The following is an 18,037-nucleotide window of genomic DNA, read 5'->3' on the forward strand; positions in this document are numbered from 1 at the left end:
TGACGTCGGTCCGGCGCGCGGCGGCGCCGGAACGTCAGTCTCAGCCTTCGACCTTCTCGGCCTCGGCGGCGACCAGCTCTTCAGCCGCGCCTTCAGCGCCCGCCGGAGCGGCCTCGGCCTCAACCACGACGGCTTCGCGCAGGGCCGGCTCGACCGGAGCTTCCGAAGCGCCCAGGTCGATGCCCTGAGCGGCGGCGCCAGCGGCCAGGCCGTCCAGGACGGCGTCGGCGATCAGGTCGCAGTAGGTCTGGATGGCGCGCGCGGCGTCATCGTTGCCCGGCACCGGATAGGTGATGCCGTCCGGGTCCGAGTTGGTGTCCAGGATGGCGATGATCGGGATGTTCAGCTTGCGGGCTTCCTGGATCGCGATCGGCTTCCTTGTTGGTGTCGATCACGAACATGATGTCCGGCACCGAACCCATGTCCTTGATGCCGCCCAGCGACAGCTCCAGACGGTCCTTTTCGCGCTGCAGGGTCAGCAGCTCTTTCTTGTTGCGGCCTTCGCCGCCGCCTTCAACGATGCCTTCCAGTTCGCGCAGGCGCTGGATCGAGTTGGAGACGGTGCGCCAGTTGGTCAGGGTGCCGCCCAGCCAGCGGTTGTTCATGTAGTACTGGGCGCAGCGCGTGGCGGCCTGTGCGACCGGGTCGGCGGCTTGACGCTTGGTGCCGACGAACAGCACTCGACCGCCCTTGGCGGCCACGTCGCGCACGGCGACCAGGGCCTGGTGCAGCAGCGGCATCGTCTGCGACAGGTCGATGATGTGGATGTTCGAGCGCGAGCCGAAGATGTAGCGGTCCATCTTCGGGTTCCAGCGGTGCGTCTGGTGGCCGAAGTGAGCGCCGGCTTCCAGCAGCGTACGCATCGAGAATTCAGGCAGAGCCATGATCGTCTTTTCCTTTTTCCGATCAAACCTAGCGCGGGCGGTTAAAAGGATCGGCTGATCCCTCGGAACGGTGCAGGCCGGGATGTCTCCCCGGACCGCGCCACGCCCACGTGCGAAGTGCGCCGCGCATGTAGGCGAAACGGCCGCAAAACGCAAGGCTGTGAAGATGATGGGCTTTTAACTTGTCGCCTTCAGGCGGCCACGGCCAGATGACGCCATGCCTCCTTCCCTTCGCCTGCTGTCCGCCCTGGCTTTCGCGCCGCTCGCCGCCGCTCCGGCTCCGTTCGCCAGTGCCCAGACGCCTGCGCCGGTTTCCGCAGAGGCCTATAGAAAGGACGCCCTGACCCTGCCTGGGCTGATCGAAGCCCAGTACGCCTATCCGGAGCGCCTGCCAGGCGGCCGGTTTCCTTCGTCACCGCAGCTGACGGCCCAGGGCGAGGCGGTGCGTGACGCCGCCTCCCTGCTGAAGTACGCCGAGAACGCCCTCACGGCGCTGGCCGACCATCACGCCATCACCGGCTCGTCCTTCGCCGACAGCTGGGCCGTGGTTCCCAGCTATGCGGATCTCTGGATCGAGCGAGTCGCACTGTACTGGATCATCACCGACGTCCGCGACGGATCGCCTGCAGCCGAAGCCGGCATTCGCCCCGGCAGCCGCCTGCTGGCCGTCGGCGATCAGCCCATCGACGACGCCGTCGCCGCCTTCTGGAGCGAGATCGGACTGACGTCCGAAGGCGAGCGCGCCGCCTATGCCGCCCGCGTCCTGGTCGCCGGGCGACGCGACCGCCCTCGCGACCTGATGATCGAGACCCCCGACGGGTCTCGGCGTCGCCTGACCCTGCCCAACCTCTACACGACGCGGCGCGACCGCCCCCCGGTGGAGAGCCGACAGGTCGACGGCGCCCTGGTCATCCGCATCAATGACGCGCTCGGCGACCGCGCGACCATCGCCGCCTTCGACCAGGAGATGACAACGGCGCCGCCCGGTCAAACCCTCGTCCTCGACCTGACGGAGACGCCCAGCGGCGGCAACACCGTCGTCGCCCGCGCCATCATGGGATGGTTCGTCGATGCGCCGTCCGCCTATCAGATCCACAGCCTGCCCGCCGAAGCGCGCGAAACCGGGATCGAGCGGCGCTGGATCGAACAAGTCCTGCCGCGCCCAGGCAAACGCCATAGCGGCCCTGTCGTCGTCCGCGTCGGGCGCTGGACCGGCAGCATGGGCGAAGGCCTGGCCATCGGCCTCCACGCCCAGGGCGCGCTCGTCGTCGGCCGGCCGATGGCGGGCCTGCTCGGCGCCGTCTACGACCTGCGCCTTCCGAACAGCGGATTGGTCATCAAAATCCCCGTCGAACGCCTCTACGCCGTCGACGGAACTCCGCGCGAACAGTTCAAGCCTCAGCCGGATTGATCAGAAACTGCGTCCGTCCACGCGCTGTGCGGTCCAGTCCCACGGCTCCACGTCGGTCAGGGTGCGGATGTTGGTTGCATTCCATCAGGCCGTCCAGCCCGACATCCACCTCATAGGCCACCGCTCCGCAGTGGCACGACCCGGCATGGGTCTTCGCACTCGTCTCGCTCATCAGGCGTCCTCCAGCATCACCACCCCCGGCGCCGACTTCAGCGCGCCGCGCAGCGCCGCGTCCAGTCGGTATCGTCCCGGCAGCTTGATCTCGACCTCGGTGCGGCCGCCCAGCGTCGCCTGCAGCCAGACCTCGCCGCCCTTGCCCTGCGCTCGCGCCCGGTCCAGCCGCGCCTTCAGCGCCTCGGCGTCCGCTGACTGAGCCGACAGGATGACGCGCAACCCGATCTGGGCGTCGTCCAGCAGCACGTCCATGCGGCTGGCGTCATCGCCGAAGAAGCGCACCTCGCCATCCGCCGCCTTGGCCCGAACCTTGACCAGAACCGACGTCCCGACCTCCAGAACCTCGCGGCACCGCCGAAGTTGTTCGGGCGGGAACAGGCATTCGAACTCGCCGGTCGGGTCCGAGAAGGTGACGAAAGCGAATTTCTCGCCGGTGCGGGCGCTGGCCCGTTCCTGACGGCGACGCACCACCCCTGCCATCTGGAAGGCTTCATGCCCCGCCTCGGCCAGCCCTTGCGCCTCGGCCACGAAGGTCACGCGCTTGCGTTTCAGGGCGGGCGTCAGCTCTTCCAGCGGGTGACCCGACAGATAGAAGCCGACGGCGTAGAGTTCCTGATCCAGCTTGTCCGGCCCGGCCCACGGCTCCATGCTCTTCAGACGCGGTCGCGCGGCGGCGGCCTGATCGGCGCCGAACAGGCTGACCTGGGACGAAGCGCGCTCGGCCGCCACGCTCTGACAATAGGCCATCAGCACATCGGCCTGTTCGAACAGCTGACGGCGGTTCGGGTGGATGCTGTCGAAGGCTCCGGCCCGCGCCAGGCCTTCCAGCGCGCGCTTGTTCACCGCCTTGGGGTCGACCCGTTCCAGGAAGTCGAAGATGTCGGCGAACGGCCCGCCCGTCTCGCGCACCTCGATGACGTGTTTCATCGCCTCCAGGCCCACGTTGCGGATGGCGCCGAGCGCATAGAGCACGCTGCCCTGCCCGTCCTTCCACGACACGTCGAAGTCGGCGGACGAGCGGTTGATGTCCGGCGCCAGCACCGGAACCTCGAATCGGCGGCAATCCTGATAGAAGACCGCCAGCTTGTCCGTGTTCGACAGATCGAGGCTCATCGAGGCGGCGAAGAACTCGACCGGATGATTGGCCTTCAGCCAGCCCGTCTGGAAGGAGATCAGCGCATAGGCCGCCGCGTGCGACTTGTTGAAGCCGTAGCCCGCGAACTTGGCCACCAGGTCGAAGATGGAGCCGGACTGGCTCTCCGGCACGGACTTCTCGGACGCGCCCTTGACGAAGCGGGCCCGCTGGAAGTCCATCTCCTCCTTCTTCTTCTTGCCCATGGCGCGACGCAGCAGGTCGGCCTCGCCCAGGCTGTAGCCCGCCAGGATCTGAGCGATCTTCATCACCTGTTCCTGGTAGATGATGACGCCGTAAGTCTCGGTCAGCACCTCCTTCAGGCTGGGGTGCAGATAGTCGACCTCGGCCCGGCCGAACTTCCGGTCGATGTAGGTGTCGATCATCTCCATCGGCCCCGGCCGGTAGAGGGAGATCAGGGCGGTGATCTCCTCGATCGAGCCGCAGCGCATCTTGCGCAGGGTGTCGCGCATGCCCTGGGATTCCAGCTGGAACACCCCGACCGTCTGACCCGAGGCCATGAGCTCATAGGTCTTGGGATCATCCAGCGGCAGCAGACCCCAATCCTGAGCCGCGCCGCGCCGTTCCAGATAGCTCTTGGCGCGGTCCAGCACCGTCAGCGTCTTCAGGCCCAGGAAGTCGAACTTCACCAGGCCCGCCGGCTCGACCCACTTCATGTTGAACTGGCTGGCCGGAATGGTGGAGCGCGGATCCTGATACAGCGGCACCAGTTCCGTCAGCGGCCGATCGCCGATGACGATGCCCGCCGCGTGGGTCGAGGCGTTGCGGTAGAGGCCTTCAAGCTCCAGCGCCGTCTCCAGCAGCGCCTTGACGGCAGGCTCGGCGTCACGCGCCTCGCGCAGGCGCGGCTCCAGGTCGATGGCCTGGGCCAGGGTCACGGGGTTCGCGGGGTTGGCCGGAACCATCTTGGCTAGGCGGTCCACCTGGCCCAGCGGCATCTGCAGCACGCGCCCCACGTCGCGCAGCACGGCGCGCGCCTGCAGGGTGCCGAAAGTGATGATCTGAGCCACCCGGTCCTTGCCGTAGTGGTCCTGAACGTAGTCGATGACCTCTTCGCGCCGCTCCTGACAGAAGTCGATGTCGAAGTCGGGCATGGAGACCCGTTCGGGGTTGAGGAAGCGCTCGAACAGCAGGCCGAACCGCAGAGGGTCCAGGTCGGTGATGGTCAGCGACCAGGCGACCAACGACCCGGCCCCAGAGCCCCGCCCCGGCCCCACCGGGATGTCATGCAGCTTGGCCCATTTGATGAAGTCCGCCACGATCAGGAAGTAGCCGGGGAACCCCATCTGCTGGATGATCCCGACCTCCCATTCCAGGCGGGACCAGTAGTCTTCCTCGGGCGCATAGGCCTGGTTCTTCTCCAGCCGCGCCTTCAGGCCTTCGCGCGCCTGGTGCGCCAGTTCGTCGTCTTCCGAACGACCTGCGCCGGTGTCGAAGCGCGGCAAGATCGGCTTGTGCGTCTTGACCAGGAAGGCGCAGCGGCGCGCGATCTGAATGGTGTTGTCGCAGGCCTCCGGCAGATCGGCGAACAGTTCGCGCATCGCCTCGGCCGACTTGAACCAGTGCTCGCCGGTGACGCGACGGCGATCCTCCTGACCCGTGAAGGCGCCGTCGGAAATGCACAGCAAGGCGTCATGCGACTTCGCCTGGGCCGCCTTGGCGTAATAGACGTCATTGGTCGCGACCAGCGGCGTGTCATTGGCGTAGGCCCATTCAACCAGCCCGCCCTCGGCCAACGTCTCGCTGGACAGTCCGTGGCGTTGCAGTTCGACATAGAAGCGGTCGCCGAACACCCGCTTCATCTCCGCCAGGGCTTCGGCGGCCTCGGCCGGCTTCTTCTGCACGAACAGAGGATCAATAGGGCCGTCCGGCCCGCCGGACAGCAGGATCAGCCCCTCGGACTTATCCACAACCTGCCCCCAGGGCACGCCCGGCTCGGCCATTTCGCCCGCGTCCAGATAGGCGGCGGACGACAGGGCGCACAGGTTGAGCCACCCCTGCTCGTTCTGGGCGATCAGCACGACCGTCGGCGTCTTGGCCCAGCGTTGGGCGACCTGCCCGCCGATATCGAGCACCGGCAAGGCGCAGGCGACGATAGGCTGGACGCCCGCATCCTTGGTCGTCTGGCTGAACTCAAGGGCCCCGAACAGGTTGGCGCGGTCAGCCACGGCCACGGCCGGCATTCCGGCATCGGCGGCCATCTTGCCGATCTTGCCGGCCTTGATGGCGCCTTCCAGCAGCGAATAGGCGCTGCGGACCCGCAGGTGGACAAAGCCCTGACTGTTCACCGCATCCGCCAATCGAAAACTCCGCATCGCAGCGCCCGATCATACGGGCGCATCGTCATCATGCAGGGAGTCGCGCCTCAGTGGGCGCGGTCATGTCACCAGAAAGGCCGCCTGCCAGACCATCCAGACGAAGCCGCCGCAGGACGCAAGCGACAGCAGATCCCTCACCCAACGCGTCATCGGATTTATCCCCAGATCAAATGTTGCTCATTTGTTCTAGGTTGCCTCTTTGTTCTCGTCAACCTCAATTCGCGAGGAAGCCGAGCCGGGTCAGCGCCGAGGCTAGAGCCGCCGAGTTCGGGGACTGAGTCTTGCGCAGCAGGCTTGCACGGAAGAACTCCACCGTGCGCGGGCTCAGTTCCAGGTTCTGGGCGATCTGTTTGGTGGTCAGACCCTCGACCAGCATTTCGGCCACCTGTCGCTCGCGGCGGGTGAAGGTCAGCTCTTCACGGGCCGGGGCGGACGCGAGGGCCTCTGCGCCCCGACGCAGGGCGCGCACCAGTTCATCGATTGTGACGGGTTTGGGCAGAACATCATCCACGCCCAGGCGCATGGCGTCGACCGTCGTCCGCACGTCGACGAAGGCGCTGACGACGATGACGGCGTGGCGGTTCAGGGCGCAGAAGGCGGCCACGAGATCCAGCCCCTCGACGCCCGGCATCTTCAGATCAGCGACGAGGCAGGTCGAATCCGCGTCTGACGCCCACATCAGCGCGTCGAGCGGGTCGTGGAAACCGACGGCGGAGAACCCCGCGTCGCGCACCGCCAGAAGGGTCAGCTCCAGCAGCGCCCGATCATCGTCAATGATGGCGATTTCACCGATGGCGCGCCCAATCCTATCTGCATCCTGTCCATGTCGACCGCCGTCCACGCCATCACGCATCATGTCGTTGAAACTACGCAAGGCCTGACGCGGGAAAAACCTCGTAGTCCCACGCAGTTGATCCCGTGCGGGCATACGCAGAACGATATTTCGGTTACGCTGAGGCGAACATGGAGGCTCGCTGTGTTGCAAAGCGCCGTATTCCTGACCCGGTCTCCGTCAGGATTCGCGCAAAGCGCACGGTGGCCGGCCCTGATCGACATGCGGCGCGACCAAGCCCGGTCGTTGGGCCTCGCCGGCGTGGCGGCAAGCGTAGACGATGTCATCATCTACGCCATGGAAGGATCGCCCGGCGCTCTTGACGGCTTCCTTCAGCTGCTCGGCGCCAGTCCCTGTGAAACAGCGCCGATGCAGGCCTGGCGACAGACGGTGCAATTTCGCATCCACCGCGTCCTGGCGCTGTCTCACCCCCTGCTCAGACCGGATGAGACAGCGGTCCTGCAACGCGCGATCGACCCGGGTCATCCCCGATATGCCGACATCCCGCCGCTGCTAGGCGCGGCTGCGCTGCACTGGGCCATGATGCCCTATCGCACGCCGCTGCAGGCGACGACGCGGCTCATCGTCTCCTAGTAGGCGTGGCTTTCGGCCGCGCGCTGCTCCAGGTGGCCGTCCTTCAAGGCGAAGACGCGGTCCATGTGACCGGCCAGCTCCATGTTGTGCGTGGCGATCAGGGCGGCGACGCCCGTGGTCTTGGCCAGTTCGCGCAGGGCCTCGAACACCGCCTGGCTGGTGACGGGGTCCAGGTTGCCGGTCGGTTCGTCGGCCAACAGCAGACGCGGGCTGTTGGCCAGGGCGCGCGCGATGGCGACACGCTGTTGCTCGCCCCCAGATAGTTGCGCGGGTTGGTGCGTGACCCGCTGTCCAAGACCCAGCGAGGTCAGGGTTTCGGTCGCGCGACGACGCGCCTCTCCTTCCCGCACGCCTGCGATCCGCATGGGCAGGGCTACATTGTCCAGAGCGTCGAACTCCGGCAGCAGGTGATGGAACTGATAGACGAAGCCGATGCGGTGCAGACGCAGGCGCGTGCGCGCGCGTTCGTCCAGACCGCCGACGTCCTCGCCGTCGATCAGCACCTGGCCGCTGGTCGGCCGCTCCAGCAGGCCCGCCGCGTGCAGCAGGCTGGACTTTCCCGAGCCGGACGGACCGATCAGGCCGACGACCTCGCCTGGCATGACCTCCAGGTCGACGCCCTTCAGCACCGTCAGCCCGCCCTGGGCCGTCGGATAGGTGCGCGTCACACCGCGCAGCGACAGGATGGCGCCGTTCGCTTCCGTCGCGACGGCGGGCTTCTTCTTCAGCAGCTTATTCAAAGCGCAGGGCCTCCACCGGATCGATGCGCGACGCGTTCCACGACGGCGGCAGGCTGGCCAGGCAGCTCATGAAGAAGGAGAAGACCGCGACCCAGGTCACGTCCCACGGGTCCACCTTGGCCGGAACAGAATCCAGCATATAGACCTCGGCGTTGAACAGCTGGACGCCCAGCAGGCCCTCGAGGAAATGCTGGATCGCGCCGATGTTCCAGCAGAACAGCAGGCCCAGAACTAGGCCCGCGATGGTGCCGCCGATGCCGATGGCCGCGCCCGACATGAAGAAGATGCGCAGGATGGACGACTGGCTGGCGCCGACGGTGCGCAGGATGGCGATGTCGCGCGTCTTGTTCTTCACCAGCATGACGATGCCGCTGATGATGTTCATGGCGGCGATGGCGACCACCATGCCCAGGATAATGCTCATGGCCACGCGCTCGACCTTCAGCGCGCCCCAGATGGCGGCTTGGCGGTTGCGCCAGTCGGTGACGACGCTGCCCGGTCCGGCCGCGCGCTGAACCGGCGTCAGCAGATTCTCGACCAGATCCGGTTCCGACACCTTCATCTCGATCACGTCCCAGACCGCCGTCCTTGCCGAAGAACAGTTGCGCCTGCTCCAGCGGCATGAAGATGAAGGCGCGATCATAGTCCGCCGCGCCCGACGTATAGATTCCGCCGACGATATAAGTCTTCTCCAGCCCGCCCAGATTGCCGAATGCGCTGTCGGCTCCAGTCGGAGAATAGAGGGAAATGGGATCGCCTTCACGCAGGCCCATCTGCTCGGCGAGGCTCTTGCCGATCAGGACGTGATCGCCGCCGTACTGACCCTTGCCGAAACGCTCGCGCGCCTCGGGGGTCAGGCTGTCATAGACGAACTTGGTCGAGGTCAGATCCTGCGGCCGCACGCCGCGCACGACACCGCCCGTGGCCGCCCCGCCCGCGCGGAACATGGCCGGGCTTTCGATCAGGGGCGTCACCGCCACCACGCCCGGCACGTCGGCGATCCGCTTCAGCGCGGCGTCGCGATCGGGCGCATAGAGCACCGGCCCCTGCACATACATATGACCGTTGAACGACAGGATCCGGTCCATCAGCGTGCCGCGGAAGCCCGCCATGATGCTCATCACGCTGATCAGCACTGCGACGGCCAGCATGATGCCGATGAAGCTGATCATGGCGATCAGCGCCACCCCGCCCTGCTTGCGCTTGGCGCGCAGATAGCGGAGCGCCAGCCCGATCTCCCAGCTGGAGAACGGGCCTGACCCTTTGGGTGCGGGCGGCGGAGCGGAAGCCGTCGCGGCGTCGGTCATTTCGTCAGCAGCTCCAGGGCGGCGTCCAGCGACAGGCTCTGCTTCTCGCCGGTGGCGCGGCGCTTCAGTTCGACCACGCCGTCAGCCAGGCCCTTGGGCCCGATGGTCAGCTGCCACGGCACGCCGATCAGATCGGCGGTAGCGAACTTGCCGCCCGGCCGCTCGTCGGTGTCGTCGTAGAGGACGTCCTTGCCCAGGGCTTCCAGCTTGGCCACGGCGTCTTCACAGGCGACCGAGACGGCCTCGTCGCTGGCGCGCAGGTTGATCACCACCACGTCGAACGGCGCGACCGAGTCCGGCCAGATGATGCCGCCCTCGTCATGGCTGGCCTCGATGATGGCGCCCAGCAGGCGCGACACGCCGACGCCGTAGCTGCCCATGTGGACCTCGGTGTCCTGACCGTTCGGCCCCGGCGACCTTGGCCTTCATGGCGGCCGAGTATTTGGTGCCGAAGTAGAAGATGTGGCCGACCTCGATGCCGCGCGCCGACAGGCGGTCGCCCTCGGCGGTCTGGGTCTCGAACTGGGCGGCGTCGTGCATTTCCTCGGTCGCGGCGTAGAGGGCCGTGCGCTCGTTGAACACGCTCTCCAGTTGCTCGACGCTGAGGTTGTGGCCGGGCGCGGCCATCTCGACCAGCTTGCGGTCGCAGAAGACCTCGCTCTCGCCAGTCTCGGCCAGGACGATGAACTCGTGGCTCAGGTCGCCGCCGATCGGGCCGGTGTCGGCGCGCATCGGCACGGCCTTCAGGCCCAGGCGAGCGAAGGTGTTCAGATAGGCGGCGAACATCCGCTTGTAGGCGATGCGGGCCGAGGCCTCGTCCAGGTCGAAGGAATAGGCGTCCTTCATCAGGAACTCGCGGCCGCGCATGACGCCGAAGCGCGGACGGCGCTCATCGCGGAACTTCCACTGGATGTGGAAGAGGTTCAGCGGCAGGGCCTTGTAGCTCTTCACATAGGCCCGGAAGATATCCGTGACCATTTCCTCATTGGTCGGCCCGTACAGCAGTTCACGCTCATGACGGTCGGTGATGCGCAGCATCTCCGGGCCATAGGCGTCGTAGCGGCCGCTCTCGCGCCACAGATCGGCCAGCTGCAGCGTCGGCATCAGCAGTTCGACGGCGCCGGCCTTGACCTGCTCGTCGCGAACGATGCCTTCGATCTTGCGCAACACCCGCAGACCCAATGGCAGCCAGGCGTAGATGCCGGCGGCCTCCTGCTTGATCATGCCCGCGCGCAGCATCAGCTGATGCGACACGATTTGGGCGTCGGAGGGGGCTTCTTTCAGGATCGGCAGGAAGTAGCGCGACAGGCGCATGGGAGGATTCTCGGCAAATTCAGTCAGGCCCGAGGTTTAACCGGGCGAAGGGGGCGAAAGCTAGAGCGCGTTCGCGTGGGTGATATCGGGCACGGGGGTCCAGCCGATCCAGACGATGGCGACGATGATGAGCCAGACGATGATCGACACCCAGGTCGTGGTGATGAACTTCTTCTTGAGGTTCGGGTTCTTCGGCGCGCCCCACTGGGTCCCGTCCGTCGGCGGATCCTTGATCTGGTCCGACATGCCCAGCGGCAGAATCGCGAACAACACGATCCACCACACCGTCAGAAAGGTGGCGACCAAGGTGAAGGGGCCAAGGGGCATCGTCTCTAAAAGTCCGTTCATCGCAATCATCGTCGCGGCGCGATAAGGAGAGGCTCCGCAACAAGGACGCCCTGAATGCCACAGATTACGCTGGAACACTCCACCCATTTCGACGCGACCGACTGGCGCGCCCTGGCGCTGGAGATTCATCGCCTCTGTGTCGAGATGATCGGCGCCGGCCTTCCCGCGTGCAAGACGCGCATCGTACGCTGCGACCGCCTGATCATCGCCGACGGCGACCCGGACCAGGCCATGGTCCATTGCGACCTGCGCATTCTCAGCGGCCGCACCCAGGAGCAGAGAACCGCTCTGGGCGAAGCGGTGCTGGCGGCCCTGCTGGCCGGCGTCGCCCCCTATGACGGCCCGCGCCAGATCTCGGTCGAGGTCGGACAGGTGGAGCGCGACGACTATCGGAAGGCGACGCTCGAAAGCTGATGACTATCCCTCCCCTTTTCGTGGGGAGGGAGAAGCCACGCGCGCTTACGGGTGCGGTCGCCCAATCCCGTAGCGCGCAGCCCAGTACGGCAGGATGTCGTCATCCTGCAGGAAGCGCGCGCCGGTCTCTGCGCTGACCTGGGCGTCGGGCCAGTCGAACTCGCCGTCCAGCACCAACAGGGGGCAGCTCTGGTTCGCCTCTCCTACCTCGGCGATCACGGCCGAGCGCGGGCGCGGGTGATCCAGACGGGTCACCGTCAGATGCTCGCGCAGGCGCGGATACAGGCCCAGCACCCCCTCGATCCGCGCGCCGGGCGGGCAGAACCACGGCCCGCCCTGATCGTCGAACCAGTCGGCGTTCAGAAGATAAAGACGATCCGCCATCAGAGTCTCAGCACCACGGTTTCCACGATCGGACGACGATCCCAGATCTGCTGGCTGGCCTTCTTCAGGGTCCGGCTGACAGCCTGTTCGATGACGGCTTCGTCCTCCAGCGCCTCGCCCTTCAGGCCGCGCACCGTGTTTTCGACGCGCTCGGCCATGTCGTCCAGCACATCGCCCAGCGGACGGTCGGCGTCGCCCGGCAGGCCGATGCCGCGCACGTCGATGTCGCTGGCGATGCGGCCGCGACGATCCAGGGCGAAGCTGACGATCAGGATGCCGTTGCTGGCGGCGTGCTTACGCTCGCGCAGGGCCTCGCCGGCCTCTTCCACCAGCATGCCTCCGTCGACGAACAGACGGCCCGAAGGCACTTCGTCGATGATGGCGGCGGGTCCGGGCGCTAGGCGCACCATGTCGCCGTTGCGCGGCGTCACCGTCTCGGGCACCTGCATGTCCTTGGCCAGATTGCCGTGCTCGATCAGGTGGCGGCGCATGCCGTGGGTCGGCACGGCGATCTGCGGTCGCGCCCACTGATACATCTGGCGCAGTTCGTCACGGCACGGGTGGCCCGAGACGTGGATGCCGGGGTGATCCTTCTCGGTGTAGATGCGGATTCCGCGCTCGGCCATCTTATCCTGCAGACGGCCGATGGACAGTTCGTTGCCGGGGATGACGCGCGACGAGAAGATGCAGTGGTCGCCCTCGCCCAGCTTGATGAAGGGATGCGTCCCTTCGGCCACGCGAGACAGGGCGGCGCGCGCCTCGCCCTGGCTGCCGGTGCACAGGTACAGGATCTCGTCCGCCGGCCAGACCTTGGCCTCCTGTTCGGACAGGAAGGGCTTGATGTCGTTCAACATGCCGACCGACTTGGCGGCGGCGGTGATGCGGTGCATCGAGCGCCCGGCCAGGGCCACGCGACGCCCGGCCGCCTCGGCGGCGCTGATGACGCTATGCATCCGCGCGACGTTGGAGGCGAAGCAGCCAACGGCGACTCGGCCCTTCAGGCCCTGAATCAGCTCGGCCAGCTTGACCTTCACATCGCCCTCGGACCCGGCGACGCCGTCCACGAAGACGTTGGTGGAGTCGCACACCATGGCCAGGACGCCCTCGTCGCCCAGCTTCTGGATGAAGTCGACGTCGGTGCGCTCGCCCACGACCGGATCATTGTCGATCTTCCAGTCGCCGGTATGCAGCACCGTGCCCAGCGGCGTCTTGATGGCCAGGCCGTTCGGTTCGGCGATCGAGTGGGTGATGGTGACGTAGGTCACCTCGAACGGGCCCAGGTTCACCGTCGAGCCCAGCGGCGCCTCGTGCAGCTCGACATCTTCATAGATGCCGGCGTCGCGCAGCTTCTCGCGGATCAGGAAGGCGGTGAAAGGGGTGGCGTACAGCGGCGCCTGGATGCGCGGCCACAGCCAGCCCAGGGCGCCGATGTGATCCTCGTGCGCGTGCGTCAGCACGATGCCCAGGATGTTCTCGCCTTCCAGGAAGGTCGGATCGGGCACGATGACGTCCACGCCGGGCGTGGACTGGTCGCCGAAGGTCACGCCGACATCGACGATGATCCATTTGCGGTCATGCGCCGGGCCGAAACCATAGGCGTTCAGGTTCATGCCGACCTCGTTCGAGCCGCCCAGCGGCAGGAAGACGAGTTCGTCGTTTTGAGTTTTCTTAGTCATGCGGCCTTACAGATGGGAGTTCCGCCGCCAGATTTCGAGTAGGCCGCGGATGGTCAGGTCCGGATCAAACCGGTCGATAGAGTCGGTTGCGCCCTCGAACAGGGAGGCGACGCCGCCGGTGCCGATGACCGTCATGGGCTTCCCCCACTCCGCCTTGATACGGTCCACCAGCCCTTCGATCAGGGCGATATAGCCCCAGAAGACGCCCGATTGCATGGAGGTGACGGTGTCGCGCCCGATCACGGTGTCGGGGCGCTGGATAGCGATGCGCGGCAGCTTGGCCGCCGCCTCGTGCAGGGCCTGAAGCGACAGGTTGATGCCGGGCGCGATCAGCCCGCCTTCAAAGGCCCCCGCCCCCTGCCCGTTCGCGCCGGACACGACGTCGAAGGTCGTGGCCGTGCCGCTGTCGATCAGCAACAGGTCGCCCTCATAGACCTGAAGCGCGCCGATGGCGTTGACCAGACGGTCGGCCCCGGCCTCGCTGGGCTTATGGATGCGCACCTCGATGCCCAGTTCGACGTTCTCGCCGATCACCAGGGGTTCGACGTTCAGATAGCGCCGCGCCAGATTGCGCAGGTTGAAGATCGACTGCGGCACCACGCTGGAGATGATGCAGCCGTCCATGTCGGCCATGGTCAGACCATGCCCGCGCATCTCGAACAGCTGGTGCAGCCAGACGGCGTATTCGTCGGCCGTGCGCATGGGATCGGTGGCGGTGCGCCACTGGAATATCCACTCTTCGCCATCGTGAACGGCGAACAGGGTGTTGGTGTTGCCTTGCTCGATCGCCAGCAGCATCAGGCGGCCTCTCCGAAGAAGACGTCGCCGGCGGAGATGACCCGCAGGCTTCCGTCCGGCAGTTTCAGGCGCAGGGCGCCGTCGGCCTCGACGCCGTCGGCGATCCCGCTCAGGGTTTCATGACTTAGCCGCGCCGTGCATGGGCCGAACAGGCCGGGCGTGCGCGCAACCCAGGCGTCCAGCACGGGCTGAAAGCCCAGACGCGTCCAGCGTTCCAGCCAGGCGTCGAAGGTTTCGGCCAGCGCCCTCGCCCCCTCTTCCATCGACGGCGCGGCGGCCACGTCATGATGCAGATGCTCGGCGATGCAGGTGGTCGGGCGTTCGGTCCCTTCGGGCGCGTGGGACAGGTTCACGCCGACGCCCACGGCCAGCCACAGACCGCCAGAGGGCGCAGGACCGGATTCGATCAGGATGCCGGACGACTTGCGCCCGTCCAGCAGGACGTCATTGGGCCATTTGATGCTGACCAGCGCGGGCGGAACATAGCGGTCCAGCAGGTCGGCCACCGCCAGTGCGGCGGCGAAAGTCAGTTGCGCCGCCTCGGCCGGGGTGCGGTTCAGCGTCAGCAACAGGGTCGTGGCCAGATTGCCGTCCCGGCTGTCCCAGGCGCGGCCGCGACGGCCCCGCCCGGCGGTTTGACGCCGGGCCGCGATCCACAGCGGCCCGGCCTCGCCCGCCTCGGCGCGACGACGCGCCTCGGCGTTGGTGGAGTCGGTCTCTTCGAGGATCAGGACCGGAGCCGCCAAGGCCCCTTATCCGATCCCGACGCCCGCAGCAGCCGCGCGCGTCAGCGGCTCCAGCCAGGTCAGGGCGATCAGCAGCACGGGGAAGCTGAAGGCCGCAGCCGCCCAGCCGATCCATTGCGCGCCGGCCGGCGCCTTGTCCGTCGTCACGTCGAACTCAGGCGTGTCGAACCAGATCACCTTGATGATGCGCAGATAGTAGAAGGCCGCGACGACCGAGGCCACCAGACCCGCAGCGCCCGCCATCCAGTAGCCCGCATCGGCGGCGGCGCCGAAGACGTAGAACTTGCCCCAGAAGCCCGACATCGGCGGAATGCCGACAGCCGACAGCGACAGGATCGTCAGGGCGACGGCCGTCACCGGACGGTCCTTCTTCAGACCGGCCAGATCGGCGATCTTGCGGATCGGACGGCCGTTGCGGCTCAGCGACAGCAGGATGGCGAAGAAGCCGATCTGATCCACGACATACAGGGTCATGAACATCAGGGTCGCCTGAACGCCGACCTGGGTGCCCGCCGCCACGCCCAGCAGGGCGTAGCCGATGTTGATGATGGACGAATAGGCCAGCAGGCGCTGGATGTCCTTCTGCATCAGACCGCCGAAGGCGCCGACAGCGAAGCTGATCAACGAGATCAGGATCAGCACCTGCGCCCACTGCGCATGGGCCAGGCCGAAGCCTTCGACCAGCACGCGGATGATCAGCACCATGGCCGCCACCTTGGGCGCCGTCGAGAACAGGGCCACGACCGGGGTCGGGGCGCCTTCGTAGACGTCGGGCGTCCACATGTGGAACGGCGCGGCCGAAACCTTGAACGCCAGACCGCAGATCAGGAAGACCAGGCCGAAGATCAAGCCCGGACCGGGGTTGGCGGTGGCGAAGGCGGCGATGTCCTCGAACCGCATCGAACCGGCGAAACCGTAGATCAGGCTGGCGCCGTACAGCAGCAGACCCGACGACAGGGCGCCCAGGACGAAATACTTCAGGCCTGCTTCCGAGGCCTTCAGGTCGTCGCGGCGATAGGCGGCCAGGACGTAGAGGGCCAGCGAGTGCATCTCGATACCGATGTAGAGCGAGATCAGGTCGCCCGACGACGCCATCATGCCCATGCCGACCGAAGCCAGCACGATCAGGATCGGATATTCGAACTTGGCGATGTTGTTGCGATGCATCCAGCCGTCGCCCAGCACCACGGCCACGGCGGCGGACAGGAAGATCACCGCCTTGCCGAAGACGGCCAGCGGATCGGCCACATAGGCCCCGTTGAAGGCGGACCCCAGCGGGCCGACGACGGCCAGAGCCGTCGCCGCCAGCAGCAGCAGCACCGACAGGCCCGAGACCAGGCGCGTCGACTTCTCGCCGGCGAAGGCGCCGAGCATGAGCAGCACCAGCCCGCCGACCGCAAGGGTCAGCTCCGGGGCGGCGAGTTGGAGAGCGGAGGACAGATCAGGCATTATGGTCTCACCCGCCGATCGCGGCGCGATAGGCGCTGGTCAGGGCTTCAACAGTCGGCCCGGTGTAGTCGAGAACGGCGTTGGGATAGAGGCCCAGCCAGATGGTGCCGACGATCAGGGGCACGAAGATCAGCAGTTCGCGCTTGTCGATGTCGGTGATGTTTTCCAGCGCCGGATTGGTGATCGGGCCATACATGACGTTGCGGAACAGCGTCAGCGCATAGACCGCCGAGAAGATCACGCCCGAGGCCGCGATCAGGGCCGCCCAGGTCGAGACCTGATAGGCGCCCGTCATCGTCAGCACTTCGCCGATGAAGCCCGAGGTGCCCGGCAGGCCGACGTTGGCCATGGTGAACATCAGGAAGATGGCCGCATACCAGGGCATCCGCGCCGTCAGGCCGCCGTAGAAGGCGATCTCACGGGTGTGCATCCGGTCATAGACCACGCCGACGCAGAGGAAGAGCGCGCCCGAGATCAGGCCGTGGCTCAGCATCTGGAAGACGGCGCCTTGAACGCCGGTGTCGTTGCCCGCGAAGATGCCCATGGTCACGAAGCCCATGTGGGCCACCGACGAATAGGCGATCAGCTTCTTGATGTCCGTCTGACGGAAGGCGACCAGCGAGGTGTAGACCACGGCGATGACCGACAGCGTCAGCACCAGCGGCGTGAACATCTGCGACGCCAGCGGGAACATCGGGATATTGAACAAGATGAAGCCGTAGCCGCCGAGCTTCAGCAGGATGCCGGCCAGGATGACCGAACCGGCCGTCGGCGCCTGAACGTGGGCGTCGGGCAGCCAGGTGTGCACCGGCCACATCGGCATCTTCACCGCGAAGGAGGCGAAGAAGGCCAGCCACAACAGCGGCTGCACCGCCGGGTCGAAGGCGTACTGCTTCAGTTCCGGAATGCTGGTGGTGCCCGTCGTGTGGGCCATCCACAGCATGGCCAGCAGCATCAGGACCGATCCCAGCAGAGTGTACAGGAAGAACTTGTACGCTGCGTAGATGCGGTTGGCGCCGCCCCAGATGCCGATGATCAGATACATCGGCACCAGGGTGCCTTCGAAGAAGATGTAGAAGAGGAACAGGTCCAGCGAGGTGAACACCCCGATGACCATGGTCTCCAGGATCAGGAAGGCGATCATGTATTCGACGACGCGCGTCTCGATCGACTTCCAGCTGGCCACGATGCAGATCGGCAGCAGGAAGGCCGTCAGCAGGACGAACAGGATCGAAATCCCGTCCACGCCCAGGTGATAGCCGGCGCCCGCGAACCAGGCGTAGTTCTCGACGAACTGATAGGCCGGGTTCGACGGATCGAACTGTGCGACCAGCAGGACGGACACGGCCAGCACCACCATGGTGGTGATCAGGGCGATCCAGCGGGCGGCCGGGGCCGCGGCGTCCTGACCGCCCTTGTTCAGCAGGCGCGCGACCAGGATCGCGGCCGCGCCGAGAAGCGGCAGGAAGGTGACGATGCTCAGAATGTGAGGCAC

The 18,037-nt window shown here is 66.5% G+C and carries 14 protein-coding genes and 3 pseudogenes; 3 read left to right on the forward strand and 14 right to left on the reverse strand.

Annotation, left to right across the window (positions count from 1 at the left end; all coding sequences use genetic code 11):
* Positions 1-40: 40 nt before the first annotated feature.
* A pseudogene (rpsB, locus tag FGL25_RS09080) lies at positions 41-884 on the reverse strand (30S ribosomal protein S2).
* Between the two features lie 217 nt (positions 885-1,101).
* On the opposite strand from rpsB, the gene FGL25_RS09085 reads away from it, so the two are divergent.
* Complete coding sequence (locus FGL25_RS09085) at positions 1,102-2,295, forward strand: S41 family peptidase (RefSeq protein WP_138141521.1); 1,194 nt, start codon at positions 1,102-1,104, stop codon at positions 2,293-2,295.
* On the opposite strand, the gene FGL25_RS16860 is transcribed toward FGL25_RS09085, so the two are convergent.
* The 3 genes from FGL25_RS16860 to FGL25_RS09095 all read right to left on the reverse strand — a co-directional run bounded on the left by FGL25_RS16860 (position 2,276) and on the right by FGL25_RS09095 (position 6,814).
* The gene (locus FGL25_RS16860; protein ID WP_167493255.1) at positions 2,276-2,467 is read right to left on the reverse strand and encodes a hypothetical protein; all 192 of its coding nucleotides are present in this window, start codon (positions 2,465-2,467) and stop codon (positions 2,276-2,278) included. The genes FGL25_RS09085 and FGL25_RS16860 overlap by 20 nt on opposite strands.
* On the reverse strand, positions 2,467-5,922 hold the full coding sequence (gene dnaE / locus FGL25_RS09090) for a DNA polymerase III subunit alpha (protein WP_138142423.1): 3,456 nt from the start codon (positions 5,920-5,922) through the stop codon (positions 2,467-2,469). Before dnaE ends, FGL25_RS16860 begins: the two co-directional genes overlap by 1 nt.
* A 232-nt stretch (positions 5,923-6,154) precedes the next feature.
* Positions 6,155-6,814, reverse strand: coding sequence for a response regulator transcription factor (locus tag FGL25_RS09095; RefSeq protein ID WP_095046100.1), 660 nt, complete (start codon positions 6,812-6,814; stop codon positions 6,155-6,157).
* Positions 6,815-6,916: 102 nt separating this feature from the next.
* Between FGL25_RS09095 and FGL25_RS09100 the strand changes: the two genes are divergently transcribed.
* Positions 6,917-7,366 (forward strand): hypothetical protein, encoded by a 450-nt coding sequence (locus FGL25_RS09100; RefSeq protein ID WP_252970105.1) that lies wholly within the window; start codon positions 6,917-6,919, stop codon positions 7,364-7,366.
* Here FGL25_RS09100 and FGL25_RS09105 read toward each other — a convergent pair.
* From FGL25_RS09105 to FGL25_RS09120, 4 genes and pseudogenes are all read right to left on the reverse strand, one after another.
* On the reverse strand, positions 7,363-8,106 hold the full coding sequence (locus FGL25_RS09105) for an ABC transporter ATP-binding protein (protein ID WP_003164606.1): 744 nt from the start codon (positions 8,104-8,106) through the stop codon (positions 7,363-7,365). The two genes, FGL25_RS09100 and FGL25_RS09105, sit on opposite strands and share 4 nt — an antisense overlap.
* Positions 8,099-9,413, reverse strand: a pseudogene (locus tag FGL25_RS09110) (lipoprotein-releasing ABC transporter permease subunit). The gene FGL25_RS09105 and the pseudogene FGL25_RS09110 overlap by 8 nt, the downstream one beginning before the upstream one ends.
* A pseudogene (proS, locus tag FGL25_RS09115) lies at positions 9,410-10,727 on the reverse strand (proline--tRNA ligase). The pseudogenes FGL25_RS09110 and proS overlap by 4 nt, the downstream one beginning before the upstream one ends.
* A gap of 60 nt (positions 10,728-10,787) precedes the next feature.
* Positions 10,788-11,054, reverse strand: coding sequence for a DUF1467 family protein (locus tag FGL25_RS09120; RefSeq protein ID WP_087141628.1), 267 nt, complete (start codon positions 11,052-11,054; stop codon positions 10,788-10,790).
* A 75-nt stretch (positions 11,055-11,129) separates the two neighbouring features.
* Between FGL25_RS09120 and FGL25_RS09125 the strand changes: the two genes are divergently transcribed.
* Positions 11,130-11,489 (forward strand): 5-carboxymethyl-2-hydroxymuconate Delta-isomerase, encoded by a 360-nt coding sequence (locus FGL25_RS09125; protein ID WP_088411536.1) that lies wholly within the window; start codon positions 11,130-11,132, stop codon positions 11,487-11,489.
* A gap of 45 nt (positions 11,490-11,534) precedes the next feature.
* Here the strand turns inward: FGL25_RS09125 and FGL25_RS09130 are convergent, their stop codons facing one another.
* Genes FGL25_RS09130 through FGL25_RS09155 form a run of 6 tightly spaced genes read right to left on the reverse strand, consistent with a single transcriptional unit; the run spans position 11,535 to position 18,037 of the window.
* Positions 11,535-11,873 carry a DUF3088 family protein gene (locus FGL25_RS09130; protein ID WP_046653594.1) on the reverse strand — a complete coding sequence of 113 codons (339 nt, stop codon included), beginning with the start codon at positions 11,871-11,873 and terminating at the stop codon, positions 11,535-11,537.
* Positions 11,873-13,549 (reverse strand): ribonuclease J, encoded by a 1,677-nt coding sequence (locus tag FGL25_RS09135; RefSeq protein ID WP_128719918.1) that lies wholly within the window; start codon positions 13,547-13,549, stop codon positions 11,873-11,875. The genes FGL25_RS09130 and FGL25_RS09135 overlap by 1 nt, the downstream gene beginning before the upstream one ends.
* Before the next feature lie 6 nt (positions 13,550-13,555).
* On the reverse strand, positions 13,556-14,350 hold the full coding sequence (locus FGL25_RS09140; protein ID WP_138141522.1) for a type III pantothenate kinase: 795 nt from the start codon (positions 14,348-14,350) through the stop codon (positions 13,556-13,558).
* A complete protein-coding gene (locus tag FGL25_RS09145) occupies positions 14,347-15,093 on the reverse strand; it encodes a biotin--[acetyl-CoA-carboxylase] ligase (RefSeq protein WP_138141523.1) in 747 nt (248 codons plus the stop codon). Before FGL25_RS09145 ends, FGL25_RS09140 begins: the two co-directional genes overlap by 4 nt.
* Positions 15,094-15,099: 6 nt before the next feature.
* The gene (gene nuoN / locus FGL25_RS09150) at positions 15,100-16,542 is read right to left on the reverse strand and encodes an NADH-quinone oxidoreductase subunit NuoN (RefSeq protein WP_046653599.1); all 1,443 of its coding nucleotides are present in this window, start codon (positions 16,540-16,542) and stop codon (positions 15,100-15,102) included.
* A 7-nt stretch (positions 16,543-16,549) separates the two neighbouring features.
* The gene (locus FGL25_RS09155) at positions 16,550-18,037 is read right to left on the reverse strand and encodes an NADH-quinone oxidoreductase subunit M (protein WP_088412126.1); all 1,488 of its coding nucleotides are present in this window, start codon (positions 18,035-18,037) and stop codon (positions 16,550-16,552) included.

Origin of the sequence: Brevundimonas vancanneytii (genome assembly GCF_901421975.1) — a bacterium.
GTDB lineage: Bacteria > Pseudomonadota > Alphaproteobacteria > Caulobacterales > Caulobacteraceae > Brevundimonas > Brevundimonas diminuta.